General features: G+C 36.1%; 12 protein-coding genes. 8 read left to right on the forward strand and 4 right to left on the reverse strand.

Features of this window, described 5'->3' with window-relative positions; translation table 11 throughout:
* The first annotated feature begins 132 nt into the window (after positions 1-132).
* Positions 133-1,086, forward strand: a complete 954-nt coding sequence (locus C1726_RS22145; protein WP_235822825.1) for a TRM11 family SAM-dependent methyltransferase — start codon at positions 133-135, stop codon at positions 1,084-1,086.
* Between the two features lie 433 nt (positions 1,087-1,519).
* Here the strand turns inward: C1726_RS22145 and C1726_RS22155 are convergent, their stop codons facing one another.
* From C1726_RS22155 to hmpA, 3 genes are all read right to left on the reverse strand, one after another.
* A complete protein-coding gene (locus C1726_RS22155) occupies positions 1,520-1,744 on the reverse strand; it encodes a hypothetical protein (protein WP_235822826.1) in 225 nt (74 codons plus the stop codon).
* 253 nt (positions 1,745-1,997) lie between these two features.
* Positions 1,998-4,025 (reverse strand): bifunctional diguanylate cyclase/phosphodiesterase, encoded by a 2,028-nt coding sequence (locus C1726_RS22160; protein ID WP_102275131.1) that lies wholly within the window; start codon positions 4,023-4,025, stop codon positions 1,998-2,000.
* 192 nt (positions 4,026-4,217) lie between these two features.
* Positions 4,218-5,495 (reverse strand): NO-inducible flavohemoprotein, encoded by a 1,278-nt coding sequence (gene hmpA / locus C1726_RS22165; protein WP_102275132.1) that lies wholly within the window; start codon positions 5,493-5,495, stop codon positions 4,218-4,220.
* A 241-nt stretch (positions 5,496-5,736) separates the two neighbouring features.
* Between hmpA and C1726_RS22170 the strand changes: the two genes are divergently transcribed.
* Positions 5,737-6,843: an HD-GYP domain-containing protein gene (locus C1726_RS22170; RefSeq protein WP_102275133.1), complete on the forward strand. Its 1,107-nt coding sequence runs from the start codon at positions 5,737-5,739 to the stop codon at positions 6,841-6,843.
* A 34-nt stretch (positions 6,844-6,877) separates the two neighbouring features.
* On the opposite strand, the gene C1726_RS22175 is transcribed toward C1726_RS22170, so the two are convergent.
* The gene (locus C1726_RS22175; protein WP_102275134.1) at positions 6,878-7,648 is read right to left on the reverse strand and encodes a S1C family serine protease; all 771 of its coding nucleotides are present in this window, start codon (positions 7,646-7,648) and stop codon (positions 6,878-6,880) included.
* Positions 7,649-7,928: 280 nt separating this feature from the next.
* Between C1726_RS22175 and C1726_RS22180 the strand changes: the two genes are divergently transcribed.
* The 6 genes from C1726_RS22180 (at position 7,929) to pelG (ending at position 16,899) form a co-directional block, all read left to right on the forward strand.
* Positions 7,929-8,930: an LLM class flavin-dependent oxidoreductase gene (locus tag C1726_RS22180; protein WP_102275896.1), complete on the forward strand. Its 1,002-nt coding sequence runs from the start codon at positions 7,929-7,931 to the stop codon at positions 8,928-8,930.
* 257 nt (positions 8,931-9,187) lie between these two features.
* Entirely contained in the window at positions 9,188-11,377 is a 2,190-nt protein-coding gene (locus C1726_RS22185; protein ID WP_102275135.1) for an NAD-dependent epimerase/dehydratase family protein, read from the forward strand.
* Positions 11,370-12,257 (forward strand): PLD nuclease N-terminal domain-containing protein, encoded by an 888-nt coding sequence (locus tag C1726_RS22190; RefSeq protein ID WP_102275136.1) that lies wholly within the window; start codon positions 11,370-11,372, stop codon positions 12,255-12,257. The genes C1726_RS22185 and C1726_RS22190 overlap by 8 nt, the downstream gene beginning before the upstream one ends.
* Positions 12,247-14,082, forward strand: a complete 1,836-nt coding sequence (locus C1726_RS22195) for a DUF2194 domain-containing protein (protein ID WP_180968269.1) — start codon at positions 12,247-12,249, stop codon at positions 14,080-14,082. Before C1726_RS22190 ends, C1726_RS22195 begins: the two co-directional genes overlap by 11 nt.
* A gap of 1 nt (position 14,083) precedes the next feature.
* On the forward strand, positions 14,084-15,511 hold the full coding sequence (gene pelF / locus C1726_RS22200; RefSeq protein WP_102275138.1) for a GT4 family glycosyltransferase PelF: 1,428 nt from the start codon (positions 14,084-14,086) through the stop codon (positions 15,509-15,511).
* Positions 15,499-16,899 (forward strand): exopolysaccharide Pel transporter PelG, encoded by a 1,401-nt coding sequence (gene pelG / locus C1726_RS22205; RefSeq protein WP_102275139.1) that lies wholly within the window; start codon positions 15,499-15,501, stop codon positions 16,897-16,899. Before pelF ends, pelG begins: the two co-directional genes overlap by 13 nt.
* Positions 16,900-16,934 lie beyond the last annotated feature (35 nt).

The raw sequence follows: 16,934 nt of genomic DNA on the forward strand, positions 1-16,934 counted from the left end.
TTTATATAGTGATAACCTTATGTACAGTAGTAATTGTGATATATATGGAGTAGTTTTGATTGCTTTTCTACCACAATACAGATATGGTTTGATAGGAGATAGAATTTAGTAGTTAAAAAGGATGGTAATTAATTGTTTATAAAAAGAGAAGGAACCGAATTTATCTATACATTTGCATGCCAAAAGGAAGAACAATCGCTATCTCTTTTGGAAATGCGCTCCCTTTTTGGAGAACAGACTGAATCAAATATTTTAAAAAGTACGTCAGAAATCGATCCAAGCCGCAGTCCGTTTATTAAAGAGCGGATTGAAGTGATCTATGAAGGAGACAGCTTGCAGGAAATAGTAGAACAAGCTGGAAATATCAATATGGGGGAGTCAACCTTCAAAGTTATCTTTATAAAAATAAATGATTTAGAAGCCAGTGAAAAAATTGAATATGAAGAGCAGCGTTTGATCGAACGAGAAATTGGCTGGGAAATCAAGGGTGAAGCAGATGTTCGACATCCCGATCATTTGTTTGGAATCGTAACTATGGGTGGCAGATGGTACTTTGGAAACTTAAAGAAAAATGAAGCGCTTTGGCTGCAGCACATGAAGAAGCCACAAACTTTTTCTACTGCTTTAAGTACCCGGGTTGCAAGAGCAGTGGCGAATATTGCCGTACCTAAACCTGATGGAGTGAAAGCCATAGATCCTTGCTGTGGAATTGGAACGGTTTTAGTAGAGGCCCTTTCCATGGGCATTGATATCGTAGGACGTGATATTAATCCGCTTGTTACATCAGGATCAAGGGAGAATATTGCTTTTTTTGGCTATGAAGGGGAAGTCGGGCTTGGTCCCATATCAGATGTAACTGAACAATACGATGTTGCCATTATTGATTTGCCCTACAATTTGTATACCCATGCAACACGAGAAGAACAGTTTAATATTCTGAACCATGCACGCCGCATTGCCAGGAAGTCGGTAATTATTACGATTGAGACAATTGATGATATGATCATGGAAGCAGGATATGATATAAAAGACCGCTGTGTAGCGAGTAAAGGGAAATTTTCTAGGCAAGTTCTGGTTTGTGAGTAATAGAGTACTAGATGGCTTAACCGGGAAGAAACGTATGTTATCAAACGTGCTCGTTACAGCAGAAAAAGTCAAAGACGGTCACATGCACACTTTGCATGTGACCGCAAATATTATAAAAAAGTTTTGAACAAGAATCAGGTGGTATGCATGGAGTGTGAATGCGTTAGTCAGTTGAAACAATCGAATGAAAGCGTTTCTGTCCACTTGTCAAACACTTTTCCCCTTCATAACCTTATATGGAGCACCGAATAATTTTTCATCTCCGTTGCAGATAACGTTGATCTTGCTTCTAAATATTTCATAACCTCTACTTCTATTGATCCGCAGCGTCTTTTTTAAATCTTGTCCCACATCCAATTTTTTTAACTTAATTTTAAGTATATTCATCCATGTTTACAAGAACAAAAAAACATCCTCAGTAGAAGGATGCTTTTCACGATGTTTTCTTCTCTATATCACTGATTTGTATGAGTGAGCCTTTTTTAATCCAATATTGAAAGCTATCTATTGGAAAGACTCCTCTGCAATCAGGATCGTTCATTTGGATAATGACACTTGATGGAGTAACGTCCAGAACCTTTAATGAATGAGAATTGCTAATGTTAGGAGTGAAGCAGCTTTTCATTTCGAACTCCATATTATTTGTTAGATCTAACACTTAAACACCTCCTTATATTAAATGCGGAAGCGCCTTCGGAACAATCAAAAGGCAGATTGTTCCTGCGTGGATTACTCAAAGGGGCTTTCCTTAGTGTTCAGCCCCGACAATCATAAGTCAATCCTCTCGAAAAGGTGTTCTTTACCTTTCTGGCAGGATTGACTTATGATCTCGAGGGGCTAGGCGCTGGAGCCAGATATTACTAAATAATCCCAGACCTAGTATACCCGTATTTTATTCTTATATCCATCCATTAGCTATTGCCTTTAATCCATTCCAACAATTCTTCAGGAATCATTGGTTTAGCAAAATAATAGCCTTGCAGCAAAAGCAGGGATTCTGAAGAGGATAAAAAATCTACTTGATTTTTAGTTTCTACCCCCTCGATAACGACATTTAAATTTAGTGAATGGCCAAGTGCGATAATCGCTTCTAAGATGGCTGAATCTTTTTCAGATTGAGGCACTTCATCCACAAAGGATTTATCTATCTTTAAGGTTGAAATAGGCATTTGTCTTAAATTAGAGAGCGAGGAAATGCCAGTACCGAAATCATCGAGTGCAACAGAAAAACCAGCTTCTCTAAAGGTATTTATTGCTCTCATAGAAGATTCTGCTGATTCCATGACGCTCGTTTCTGTTATTTCTAGCTCCAAATGACTAGGATTAACACTGTATTTATTTAATGCTTTTTTTAATGTTTTTAATAGTCTCGGAGAAGTAACATACTCTCCAGGAATATTAATCGCTATTTGGTAAAGTGGTAATTTCTGCTCCTCCCAAATTTTAATTTGATGACAAACTTTAAAAATGACCCAGTTTGTCACGTCACTTATCCGGTGGCTTTGTTCTAAAATTGGAATAAAAACGCTTGGGGAGAGAAAACCATGTTCAGGATGATTCCATCTGATTAGCGCTTCCAGTCCAACAATTTTTTGTGTGCCAGCATTAACTTTTGGCTGATAAACTAGAAAGAGATCATCATTTTTCATTGCTTGATCAATACTATTTAAGATCTCTTGTTCGAACGAATATGTATGAATAAGAGGATCGAAACGGATTACCTCATTCTGATATTGAATGCTCGGGCTGGACAATACTGCAAGAATGTCAGAATACAGCCTTTTGGGGCTTTGCTGATCATCTATAGTTGAAATAGCACAGACACCTTGTAATAGAATTTTCTTTTCCTGGATCAAAATCGGTTGGACCCATTTTGCAGAGATGATTTTCATGGCCTGCTGAAGCTCGATGAGTCGGTCATTTCCCTGTAAAAGCAGTGCCAATCGATTTCCGTCGATTCGATAAAGGTCGCTTAATGGAAGGTTTAATTGACGCAACACATTTGCAGCATATTGAATCACTTCGTCACCAAAATGATAGCCATGATCATTATTCACTTTTTCAAGATTATGGAGATTCCACACGGCTATACTTCGATAGGAACCATCGTCGTTTAAAGCCTTCTCAAAACTTCGTCTGTTTGGCAGTTTAGTTAAGATATCAATATGACTTACCCGGTAATCTACATAGCGATCAACTAAGCTTGATAATTGCAAAAGAGCTAATAATAAGGTAATGCCGATTGTGACCCCTGTAATTAATAAAGTCATATTCATATGAAGCTCTGCTGTCATCGCTTGATGCCGGGGCAGATAAAAGGTCGTCCCGGCCATACCGATATAATGCATGCTTGGAACAGCAAGTCCCATCATGATCGATGTTATCGCTTTTATATAATTGTTTTTCGCGTATTTTTGCTGACGGGAAAATATATAAATAGCAATAAATGACACGATGATAGCAATAATAATTGAAGTAGCAAACATCCATGGATTATATACATAATAGGCTTCCATTACCATAGATGCCATTCCGGTATAGTGCATGGTGGCAATGCCAATTCCCATGAAAATTCCTGATAATAAGTAAGATGCAAATGATCGTTTTTTTTGATTTACGATGTAAAAAGCCAAAAAAGAAGCAATAATAGAAGGGATAATGGATAAGCATGTAAGCAGATAATCATAATGCATCTTAAAAGGGAGTGAAAGTGCACTCATACCTACAAAGTGCATGGACCATATGCCAAACCCCATCGCAATGGATGCTAATATTAGCCAAATATTCCGGTGGAAAAAGCTGTTTTTTTGGATTCGTTCATTCATTGAAATGGCTGTAAATGATGCAAGACTTGCGATGATGATAGATAAGATAACAATTGGAAGTGAGTATTCCCCGCTGACCTCAATGCCGTTATCGATGGGAGGTGGTGAAAACACGATAAACCCTCTTTCTAAAACTATGTAATATGGAAAATATGACTATTAGACTACTCATGATTTTAGAAGGATAACACTATAAGGTCAATAGAAATACTATTAATCATTATTTTCAAATTATTTGTGAGACACAAATAGAAAAAGCAGGCAATTCGCCTGCTAGGAAAATATGGAACATTCCACTGCTTTTAACTACCCTAAGTTCCCAAAGGAACCAAAGAACTCATAATGAATTCTGTCAGCGGGTACTCCCCACTGTCTTAATGAGCGGTTGACTATACGCATAAAAGCCTCTGGTCCACAGAAATAGTATTCGGCTTCATTTGTTGGAAGAATTTCCTGCAGCCATTCAAGTGTTACATAGCCTTCTTTAGCAATCGTTCCTGACTTCAGGTCTTCTTCTGATGGATGATCATAAACAAAATAAGATTTTACTTGCTTATTTTCTTTTGCTAGCGCTTGTACATGCTCTTTGAATGCATGTACTCGACTGTTCCTGGCTGCGTGAATAAAGTATACCTCTTTATCCGGCTGTTCATTTATTAAAGTATTTAACATGGAGATCGTAGGGGTGATTCCCACACCGCCACTTAATAAAACAACTGGTAAAGGGCTTTCAGTGTTTAAATAAAAATCTCCTGCGGGTGCTGTGATCGGTAAAATATCGCCTGCATTCAATTGGTGATGGAGGAAGGAGGAGACAATCCCAGCTGGAATATCATTTTCTTTCTTATCTTCTCGCTTTACACTAATGCGGTAATAATCTGTCCCTGTCCGATCTGACAAGCTATATTGCCGTAAATGGGTATTGATTTCACCGGGAATTTCAGCCTTGATTGTGATATATTGTCCAGGAATAAAGTTCGCGATCTTTTGTCCATCCTTTGGCTTTAAATAAAAGGAGGTGATGATTTCGCTTTCTTCTACTTTTTTATCAATGACAAAATCCCTGAAACCGCCCCATCCTCCAGGCTGTGCCTCAGTTGTTTGATACATTTTATTTTCCATGCGAATAAAGACATCTGAAATGATTTCATAGGCATCTGCCCATGCATCGAGTACTTCTTCTGTTGCTCCTTCGCCTAATATTTCTTTAATCGCACCAAGGAGGTTCTCGCCAACAATCGGGTAGTGTTCAGGCTTAATTTGCAAACTCCGATGCTTTTCTCCAATTCTCTCAAGTGCCGGCATGATTTTGCTCATATCTTCAATATTGGCAGCCGCCGCATAAACTGCATCTGCTAGTGCCTTTGGCTGATGCCCAGTTTTTTGATGTGTCTGATTAAAAATATTAAGCAATTCAGGATGACTTTTGAACATACGCTGATAAAAGTGTTTCGTAATTGTCTCTCCATGTTCTTTAAGAATTGGCAAGGTAGATTTCACAATTTCTAGTTTTTTCGGATCTAATTGCTTAACAATTTTTAATACTTCTCTCCACTCATTTTTTTCCTTTAATAAATTGGTCATTTGCACATCCTCCCAAAATTTTTAACCCTTGTTATTTTAACCACCAGCAAATGAAGCATCCGATTGTTTTATTGGGAAATTATTGAAGTGTTAAGGGAAAGAAAAATTAAAATGTATGTGTATTTTTATACAAATATTTCGAATGGTATAGTATCATGTACCTATAAGGGCTAGAGAACAATAATTAATAGGAAATTGGTCATTTAAATATATATTTATAGGGAAAACTGGAGAAAGTATCATGCGTTTAATTAAATTGGATGGATGTAAAACGGGGACAAGATTAGGTAAGTCAATTTATCAAGAGAATGGCAGAGTTCTTTTGAAAAAAGGAACATATTTAACAGATAGTTTAATTAGAAAATTAATGAATTTCAATGTATTTACAGTATATGTTGAGGACGAGATGTCTGAAGGAATTGAAATTGTGGATTCTATTCCCGAGGAATTGCGTGTTGAAGCAATGAACGTCATAACAGAAGGATTGGATGATATTGCAGGATTAAATCCTCATAAATCTAAATTAGAGCAAATGGCTAAGTCTGGCAGGGCGGTTCGAAGCATGCAAAAGATTTTTAAGGATATTCTCAGCAGTTTAACACAAAACAGAACGGCTCTTAATTTATTGGCAACAACAAAAGTGTATGAGAACCATGTATATACACATAGCTTAAACGTATCGATCTATGCATGCCAGCTGGCTATTGAAAATGGACTGCCGCTTAAGAATATTGAAGAAATAGGATTAGGTGCGATGTTGCATGATCTAGGAAAAATTTATATTCCTAAGGAAATTTTAAATAAAACTGGAAAGTTAACAGAAGAAGAATTTGAGCAGATGAAATCACATTGTGAATTAGGATTCGAACACATCAAAAAAATTCATGAAATTCCCTTAACTGTTGCACATTGCGCACTTCAGCATCATGAAAGAATTGATGGAAGGGGTTATCCAAGAGGTTTACAGAATAACGAGATTCATAAATACGCAAAAATATTGAGTGTAGCAGATGTATTTGATGCGGTTACTAGTCATAGGGAATATCGTTCGGCAATGCTCCCTCATCAAGCGCTTGAAATTCTTTATAGCGGCAGTGGAACACAATTTGAAAGCAGCCAAATTCAATTGTTTAAAAACTGTATTGCCATCTATCCTCCTGGACTTACTGTTACATTAAATGATGGAAGAACTGGCATCGTATCTAATTACAATTTCAACGCGGTTGGCAGACCAGAAATAAGGATTTTAACAGATGATGAAGGTCAGGAAATAACCCCATATGAAATGGATTTATCTTTGAAGGAGCATTTAACGGTGGAAATTGTTAAGGCAGACGCTTTGCTATAAATGGAGGGACAAAGGGCTACCCCTTTAATCCCTTCTAATATCCTTCAGGTAAATTCTTTAGCACTTTTTCTATCGGAATGGCAAGCCCTGTTTGATCCTTCGTGGATAATGCAAAGACCACGCCAATGACAGTTCCGTCTTGCCCAATCACTGGACTTCCGCTATTCCCTTTATATATCGGTGCAGATAATAGCATAACCCCATTTTTGTTTGATCCTTTTAGTATTTCTCCGTCTATAGCAATTTGATTATGTAAAAGAGGGTTTCCAATTACATAGATTTGATCAGAAACGCCCCAAGTACCGGAATCACTTAAGGAAAGTGCGGGCAAGTTTTCTGCTTTAATATGTAAAATAGCCAAATCAAGGTCGGGATTAGATTGTAAAATATCTGCTTGAAAGATATCTCCGCTAGGGAAAGTAACCGTGATGGGATTCATGTCTTCGACCACATGATAATTCGTAATAATTAGTCCATTTTTAGAGATATTAAATCCAGTTCCCTTTGAATGCTGGTCTTGAACGGTAACAACGGCTTCTTTATATTTTTGGATTTCCTCTTGTTTCGATAACTCAGCTGATTTGTGCAAAAATTTAATCGAAGATAGATTGAAGACTTGTGGCCAAATTTGAAGCAAGCTTACGAGTAATGCAATAGCCACCCCGCTTGCAATAATCCTCCTTACTATTATATTTCGTCTTCTCTGCTTATCGCTTAGCCGCTTATCCTCTTCATTTGGTAAAAACTCTTCTATTGAAGGTTCTTCGAATTGCTCTTCCTTTTCTTCCTTATCATAATGATTCATCCTTAAAACCCTCTTATTATGTTTTTAAAATTTCAATAGTTTAAATCTACTATACATTTGCTATCACAATTTTGCGAATAAAAAAGCATCGCCATTTGTTGAATTTATGAAAAAACATTTTCAGAAAATAGTATCGATACGTTTTTAATAGGAATAGAAAAATAAACGATTCAATCCTGCAAAGGAATAGCTAAATAAAAGAAGTAAGCAAATAAGTTTGCTTCCATCATCCCAATTGTTACTATAGGAATGAATCTTCAATAAGGAAGTGTAATTGGAAATGACAAATATACAAATTCCAGTATCAGTCTTAAATCTTGCACCCATCCGCCAAGGGCAGGGTGCGAAGGAAGCGATTGATGCATTAGTTGATCTAGCACAAGCAACGGAAGATATGGGCTATACTCGCTATTGGGTTGCGGAACATCATAATTCCCCAACGCTAGTAAGCTCAGCAACATCCATTTTAATAAAACATGTTTTAGAACACACAAAGCAAATACGTATCGGTTCTGGTGGGATTATGCTGCCCAACCATTCTCCTTTAGTTGTCGCAGAACAATTCGGCACGATGGCAACCATTTACCCGAATCGGCTGGACTTAGGTTTAGGCCGTGCGCCAGGTACGGATATGATGACAGCAAGTGCACTCAGACGCTCCAAAAATGATTCTGTTTACACATTCCCAGAAGATGTGAAGGCATTGCTTACTTATTTTGGATCTGAGAAGGAGCAGGGCTATGTAAGAGCTTATCCAGGGGTTGAAACGAATATCCCAATCTACATTCTTGGCTCATCAACGGATTCTGCTTATTTAGCAGCTAAATTAGGCTTGCCATATGTCTTTGCTTCCCATTTTGCTCCAAGATATATGAGGGAAGCAATCTCAATTTATCGAGAACGGTTTCAGCCATCCGAATACTTAGCTTCACCATATATGATGGTATGCTTAAATGTGATTGCAGCGGAGAGTGATGAGGAGGCAAAATTTGAATCAACGACGATGCAGCAATTCTTCTTGAATGTTGTACGTGGTTCTAGAACTCCATTAAGCCCGCCAGTTGATAACATGGATCGGATTTGGAGTCAGCCTGAAAAAGACATGGCTTCAGCTATGTCTAGTGTGACTTTGTTAGGAAGCAAGCAGTCCATTCGAGAACAGCTTACGAGTTTTCAAGAACAATACAACGTGGATGAAATCATGGCTGTATCATATATTTTTGATCCGGTTAAACAAAAGCGTTCCTATGAAATCTTAAAGGAAGTCACAGACGGGAAATAAAATGATAAAGTAGTAAAAAGACGAGGTCGATTAGGACTTTCGTCTTTTTTGGTGGAGTTGAAAAGGGAAATTGTTCAGAAATTGTTCAGAAGTGGGTATTAAACTATATTTTGGGCTAATTATGAAATTACTATAGTGTAAATAAGGAATATAGTATTAAATAACTGCTGTATTGTAAAATAACTTAATAGCACATGAAGGTCCTTTTTTGTTAGTCATTGTATAGGAATAAGGAATCAGTCTAAAAGGGGTATTCTATGAAAGTGTTAATAACAGGAGGATACGGTTTTATAGGTTCTTTTGTTTCTGAGAAATTTTATCGGGAAGGGCATGAAGTACATATTCTTGATAATCTTTCTACGGGAAAAAAGAGCAATGTTCAATTCCGTCACCGATCCTATCTTCTTAATATTGAAGATGAACAATGTGAAGAAGTGTTTAGGACCAATAAATTTGATGTTGTGATACATTTAGCTGCGCAGGTTGATGTTGAAAAATCTATTCAGAGTCCAGCATCAGATTCTAAGGTAAATGTATTGGGGCTTATTAATATTTTGCAGCTTGCAGGGAAATACAAAGTTTCAAAGTTCGTATTTGCATCCTCTGCTGCTGTTTATGGTAATAATGAAGAAATACCTTTAAATGAAGAATCAGCATGTGAACCATTCTCGCCATATGGGATCAATAAAAAGCTAGGTGAGTACTACTGCCGAAAGTGGAATGAAATGTACCAGTTAGATACTACTTGCTTCCGGTTTTCAAATGTGTATGGTCCAAAACAGGGAAACGAAGGAGAAGGCGGAGTAATATCTATATTTGCTAACAAAATATTGAATCGTGAGGAATTAATGGTTTATGGTGATGGTACACAAACAAGAGATTTCATTTATGTCGAGGATGTAGCTGAAGCTATCTACCGTTCCGTTATGAGTGACGTTTCTGGATTAATGAATTTATCAACAAACACGGAAACGAGCATAAATCAACTCGTTCAATATTATGGAGAGTTGGCAGATTTACCCGAAATTGTTTACAAGCCAGCAAGAAGCGGTGACATAAAGAATTCTAGATTAGATAATTTGAAGATAAAACAAGAAGTAGATTGGAGCCCAAAGTATTCTTTGGAAGAAGGACTAAAGCGAACTTTTGACTGGTTTGCCGCTGAAATCACCAGCAGTATAAAAGAGAAAGAAAATACTGATATAAGAAATGCGCAAGTGTCTTCCAAATTTATTCAAAATAAAGATGCGTATTTTCCTTTCATTGAAAATATTATCTTATTTCTAATCATAGCTTCTCTCCATGTGAAAGTTGGAGATTTTCTATTCAATATTGATTTATTACTTTTGTATATCCTTTCTGTCGGAATGATATTTGGGAAAGTTCAGGCTTTAATTGGGTGTGGGTTTTCAGTTATTCTATATAGCTGGCAAGGATTATTGAACGGAAGAGAAATCGTTTCATTATTTACAGATCATACAACTTTAATCCAATTCGCAGTGTATTTATTTGTTGCTCTTCTTGTTGGCTATGTCATTGATAAGAAACATATAAAAGAAGAAACAGCAAAAAGCGAATTGCAGCTATTTAAAGAAAAATATCAATTACTTGATGATATTTATACGGAAACTAGAAAAGTGAAGGAAGAATTACAAACGCAAATTTTATATTCTAAGGATAGTGTTGGTGAAGTGTATTCGATTATTAAGAAAATTGATAGCCTTGAGCCTGATGATGTGTTTAATGGTGTAATCAGTGTGTTAGAGCAAATTATGAAAACGAAGGAAGCGTCTATCTACTTAGTTGGTAAAGGGAATCGATATTTACGGCTTGTTTCAAAATCCAATGTCGGCAATTCCTCCTTTCCAGCATCAATAGAGGTTGCCCCAAATAGTCCATTTGCAAGGGCAATTGAAGAAAATAAGGTTTTTATTAATCGAGAATTAGATCCTAAATACCCAATGATGATTGCACCAATATGGAAGGATGATTATGCGGTTGCTGTCATTTGTACAAATGAAATGAACTTTGATCATTTAACTTTATATCACGAGAACTTATTTCATGTTGTAACGAGTTTAATTACAGCTTCTGTCACTCGTGCCTATGAGTATGTAAATGCAACACATCATGAAAGGTATATTGAGGGGACGGCCATATTAAAACCAGAATATTTTAATAGGGCAGTAGAAAGTAAGAAAAAGGCACATGAACAGCTTAATATTCCTTATTATTTGTTGCGGATTGTTCCTATAGAAAATATGGCATCTGTTGTAAATCAAATTTCTTCCTCATTAAGAGATACAGATTGTATTGGGGTGAATGAAGATGGCTCCTATGCAATCCTTCTTTCAAATACGGATAAAGATAAAGCCAAAACTGTAATTAATCGCATTCAAATGTATATTAATCAGCAGCATGTTAAAGAGGAAGAAGTCTATGTTTAAAGCATTATTTGTGTATTACCTATTTGCGATTATTTATATGATTTTTCAGTTTCGTAAAAACAGGAGGCAAGTCTCTGTTAAGATGATGATCCTTTTGTTTTGTCCCTTTTTTGGCATGATCTTTTTGTATTTTATGTTCCATCAATTAAAAAGTGATGAGTATTCCATTCCAGAGGGGATGATAAAAAGGGAAAAAGAACAGTCAGACATTTTACAAAAAATTGATGTTGAAAAAGAGACTAGTATTGTTCCGATGAAGGATGCATTACTATTAAATGATAATCAGACAAAGCGTAGAATGCTAATGAATTTATTAAAAAACGACACGTTTAACCATATTGAAATTCTGCAGACAGCGCTCCAAAATGACGATTCTGAAACATCACATTATGCAGCTGCAGCTATTCAGGATATAAAGGGAAAGCTATTAAATGCCATTGCGCAAATGGAATTTCAATTAGAAGAGTATCCTAATGACCTGAAGCTATTGATTTCATTTGGACAGGTGATAAAGAATTATTTAAATACAGGATTTTTGGACGATAGAACCGAAAAACGCTATCGATATCAATACACACAAATTCTTGAAAGAATGATTGAAATCGATCCAAATGAAAAAAAATATTATATAGAAAAAATAAATTGTGACCTTGATTTGGGAGAACTTAAAACAGCTGAAAAATACTGCCGTATCTTTTTAGATCAATGCTCAAATGAAGAGGAATCCTATTTTATGGCTATGAAACTCTATTATTCTATGAAAAATCAAATCAAATTTCAGGAAGTCTTACTATTGCTTAGACAATCATCTGTAAGACTAACTCCTCAGGGGTTAAGCAAAATAAGGTTTTGGCTGCATGGTGAGACAAATGGATCATAAATTTAAATTAGGGAAAACGATTTACCTTGTTATTCTATTTGTATTAATTATTGGACTGCTGCTAGGTGTATTCAATTCAACCTATATTCTTAAGTATTTGCCGAATCAGGCAATCATCAGCATGAAGGACGATGAACATAACATCACAAGGCTATCTGAAGAAACATTGAAAGATTTAACAGAAGATGAATATTTAATCCTATTTAATGAAGAGGATTCATCTAGTATCCGATTAAAGGATAATATTTCACAAACTCTTGCCTACATGAAGAAAAAGACAACTGCTGTCACTCTTTCGAATATACCAGCTTCATTTAATCACTATAAGAATGTTGTGATCACTTTTGAAGAAATAAGCGCAATGCCAAATCTTCAATCTCTTGAAGAGTACACGGCTGATGGCGGGAACGTTTTTTTTGCCATACGTCCTGAAATCAAAAGTTCATTGCAAAATTTATATCGTAAATTAGGCATTTATGAAGTAGGGGAATTTGTCACTCCAAATGGAATTAGACTTACTTCAAATGTTTTAATTAAGCAGGAGAAGCTCACTATGAAAAATGGGGAGATACCAGAGAACTCATCATTATCAGTCAGTATAGATGATCACTGTACAATCTATGCAGAATCAATGGATCACGTGCCGCTGTTGTGGGATACAACATACAAAAAAGGGAAGTTTATGGTGTTTAATGGGACGATGCTTGAAACAAGGGAAAATAGAGGGTTAATAACAGGTGCCTTCAGTTTGATGAATGAGGATTTTATCTATCCAATCATAGATATGAAGGTCGTATATATTGATGATTTCCCTGCACCTATTCCTGAAGGGAAAAACAAAATGATATATGAAGAATATCGTCGGGATACGCCAAGCTTTTATCAGGATATTTGGTGGCCTGAGATGCAAAAAGTTGCTGCGAAATATGATGTGAAATACACAGGCCTTGTCATTCAAACATATAACGATGAAGTTACTCCTCCTTTTAGAATAGATGAGCATGATCGGAATACCTTTGTGCAATTCGGACGGGAGCTGTTGAAAATGGGAGGGGAGGTTGGCATTCATGGGTATAATCATCAATCATTAACTGTGAATCAAAATGCTGTTGAAGACTTAGGGTATCATGCTTGGGGAAATCAAGCAGACATGGAATCTTCCTTGAACATTGTAGAAAACTATGTGAAGGAATTATTTCCTAATTACGATATAAAGACTTATGTACCACCTTCTAATCGGATTGATCAAGTCGGAGAAGCAGCTTTAAGCAACGCCATTCCATCGATAAATATTCTGTCATCCTTATATATTCCTGATAGTATGGAATATTCAACTGTCCATGAATTTGATAAGGGAGAAACTTATATTCATTTTCCGCGTATCACCTCAGGGTATGAGTATACGAAGAAAAAGAGATGGACGATGGCAAATGCAGTTACATCAATCGGTGTCTTTTCACATTTTATCCATCCGGATGATATTTTGGATGATAGTCGTTCGGCAAAGAAAAAATGGAGTGATCTAGGGAAGGAATATAATCGCTTCATGAGTGACATTCATTCGAATTATCCTTGGTTAAAGAGCTCAACGGCAAGAAATGCGGGCATGCAACTAACCCATTTTTTACGGACGGATGTATATATTGAGGAGAAAAAAGATCGAATCATTGTTCATATGGATAAATTTTCTGGCGAATTAAATTTTATCCTCCGAACGAAAAAGAAAATTGGTAAGCTGGAAAATTGTGAAGTACAGAAGGTTGATGAGGATGTTTACCTTGTAAAGGCGAAAAAAGCAACAATTAAGTTAAGGCTGGTTGATTAAAATGAAAATTTGCATCATTGCAGAAGGTTCCTATCCATATATAACCGGCGGCGTTTCTAGCTGGATACAAACTGTGTTAACCAATATGCCAGAGCATGAATTTATTATTTATTCGATTGGCGCAGAAAAAAAGGCAAAGGGAAAATTTAAGTATCAGCTCCCCTCAAATGTCAGCCATGTGGAGGAAGTCTTTTTAGATGATTTTACTGAGGAAGCAGACAAATGGGGACGTGACTATAAATTATCATATAAAGAGAAAAAGGCACTTAAATCTTTATTAGATAGCAGACAGCCTGATTGGGAAACTTTATTATCGATGTTTTCAAGCGATCGCATTGATTCAGCGGTCAATTTTTTAAAGAGTAAAGACTTTTTTGATATCGTTCATGAAATATGCTTAGAAAAGTATGATCAGCTCCCATTTACAGATATGTTTTGGTCGATGCGTTCCATGGTATTGCCCTTGTTTATATGTATAAAACATCCTCTTCCACAAGCAGATTTGTATCATAGTGTGTCAACAGGCTATGCAGGTGTTCTTGGTAGCTTAGGAAAGTTTATGTATCACAAACCCTTTCTTTTGACAGAACATGGAATCTATACGAGAGAAAGGGAGGAAGAGATTATAAAAGCCCAATGGGTAAAAGGATATTTTAAAGATTTATGGATTCAATATTTCTACAATATGTCAACTTGTGCGTATGATACTGCAGATAAAGTCATCACTTTATTTCAAAAAAATATGGAGATACAAGAAGAGTTAGGGTGTCCTTCTAGCAAAATATCCATCATTCCAAACGGGGTAAATGACGAAGATTATCTTCTGCTGACTTCGAAAGATACATTGAATCAGGATAAGTTGAACATTGGTGCGATTGTACGTGTTGTGCCAATTAAGGATATTAAAACAATGCTTCAAAGCTTTGCAATCGTTAAACAGGAACTGCCAAATTCAGCATTCTACATAATGGGACCAACTGAGGAAGATGAGGAATACTATCACGAGTGTCTTCAATTAGTAGAAAATTTGCAGCTTGATGATGTGATTTTTACTGGTGAGGTTAACGTACATGAATATATTCACAAAATGGATGTGCTTGTCTTATCAAGTATAAGTGAAGGGCAGCCGCTTGTGCTATTAGAAGGAATGGCATGCGGCAAGCCCTTCGTTGCAACAGATGTAGGGAATTGCAAAGGGATATTGCTGGGTGAGCGAGATGATTTAGGACAAGCGGGTATCATCGTCCCGGTTATGCAATACGTTGAAATGGCAAAGGCGATTATTCAATTGTGTAAGGATGATCACAAAAGGGAAAGCATGGGAGCTATAGGACGGGAACGGGTCAGACATTTTTATACGAAAATGAGTTTTATTGATCAATATAAACAACTTTACAAAGATTTGGTGGAAAGTATATGGCAGGAATAGGGTTTCAATTAAAAAAAATGTTTAATGAACATGGATTTTTAGCAAATGTTCGTGCATATAGCTATTCTGCAATCGTGACAGTCGGACCGTTAGCTTTATGTATTTTACTGATGACTGTTGCCCAGCAGCTGCTTATATCTGTAGATACGCCACATGTGGAAAGAGAATTATTTATGGCAGCAACCCAATATGCTTTAATTTTTTCGCAAATAATTACCGGGGGTTTTAATCTTATTGTATCAAGGTATGTAGCAGATCAGCTATTTATAAAAAAATATGAAAATATATTAGCATCCATGTATGGGGTTATTGCTATTTGCGTATCAATTGGAGCCATCGTTGCACTCCTGTTTTTTTCCTTTTCACCATTGGATCTTACATTTAAAATCGTTTCTTATATTCTTTTTGTTGAATTAATTATTATCTGGATACAATGCATGTATGTATCTGCATTGAAGGATTATATGAAAATTGTAAAAAGCTTCTTAGTAGGAGTATGCCTTTCAGGTTTAGCTGTGTTTATTTGTATTAAGTTTTTTCATATATACAGCGCAGTTGCAATGATGATTTGTTTGGATGTTGGCTTTTTTTTCATGCTGATCAAGTTTACACAGTATATTCGTGAATTCTTCAAGGTGAATAATTTCAAGTACTTTCTTTTTTTATCATATATGAGAAAATATCCATTGTTATTTATATGCGGATTTTTATATACGCTAGGATTGTATGGACATAGTCTCATTGTTTGGCAAGGGAAGCATCAGCATATTGTGGCTGATACCTTTGTGATTGCTCCTTTTTATGATGTACCTGTGTTTTTTGCTTATTTAAGTGTGCTGCCAGCTATGGTGTTATTTGTAGTTTCAGTAGAAACAAACTTTTATACAGCATATCAAATCTACTATAATCGAATTTTAAATTCATTTCCTTTAAAAGATATTCTATCTGCAAAAAAGGATATGTTTAAGGTTTTATCGCTAGAACTTTCTTTTATAGCAGAAATTCAGTTATTTGTTGCAGTATGCTCCATTGCGTTAGGGTTAAAGTTTCTTCCGCTATTAGGGCTGACCTATGAGCAAATTCAAATCTTTATCATTTTCATTCTAGGCTTTCTGTTTTTTATCATTATGTATACCGTTGTTCTTTTACTTCTTTACTATGATGATCAAAAAGGGGCAAGCTGGACAACAATGATATATACAATAGGGAGCATACTTGTCACTTATATTTTCCTTCATAATGGAAATTATGGCTTTTCTGTATTTATTGCTGCATTTATTAGCTTAGTATTTGGATTATGGAAATTAACCAGTTTTTTAAATAAAATAGACTACTACACGTTTTGCTCGCAGCCGTTGTTACCGAAAAAAGAAATGAAACCATATTAATAGCCACAAGGAGTTGTGAGGTGGGGGAATACAAG

This window comes from Cytobacillus massiliigabonensis (assembly GCF_900199725.1).
Taxonomy (GTDB): Bacteria; Bacillota; Bacilli; order Bacillales; family Cytobacillaceae; genus Cytobacillus; species Cytobacillus massiliigabonensis.

What these genes read in the sequence shown, in the direction of transcription:
- pelG (WP_102275139.1), top strand. Translation starts at nt 15,499, where the DNA reads ATGGCAGGAATAGGGTTTCAATTAAAAAAAATGTTTAATGAACATGGA.
- C1726_RS22195 (WP_180968269.1), top strand. Translation starts at nt 12,247, where the DNA reads ATGGATCATAAATTTAAATTAGGGAAAACGATTTACCTTGTTATTCTA.
- C1726_RS22170 (WP_102275133.1), top strand. Translation starts at nt 5,737, where the DNA reads ATGCGTTTAATTAAATTGGATGGATGTAAAACGGGGACAAGATTAGGT.
- C1726_RS22185 (WP_102275135.1), top strand. Translation starts at nt 9,188, where the DNA reads ATGAAAGTGTTAATAACAGGAGGATACGGTTTTATAGGTTCTTTTGTT.
- C1726_RS22190 (WP_102275136.1), top strand. Translation starts at nt 11,370, where the DNA reads ATGTTTAAAGCATTATTTGTGTATTACCTATTTGCGATTATTTATATG.
- C1726_RS22175 (WP_102275134.1), bottom strand. Translation starts at nt 7,648, where the DNA reads ATGAATCATTATGATAAGGAAGAAAAGGAAGAGCAATTCGAAGAACCT.
- pelF (WP_102275138.1), top strand. Translation starts at nt 14,084, where the DNA reads ATGAAAATTTGCATCATTGCAGAAGGTTCCTATCCATATATAACCGGC.
- hmpA (WP_102275132.1), bottom strand. Translation starts at nt 5,495, where the DNA reads ATGACCAATTTATTAAAGGAAAAAAATGAGTGGAGAGAAGTATTAAAA.
- C1726_RS22180 (WP_102275896.1), top strand. Translation starts at nt 7,929, where the DNA reads ATGACAAATATACAAATTCCAGTATCAGTCTTAAATCTTGCACCCATC.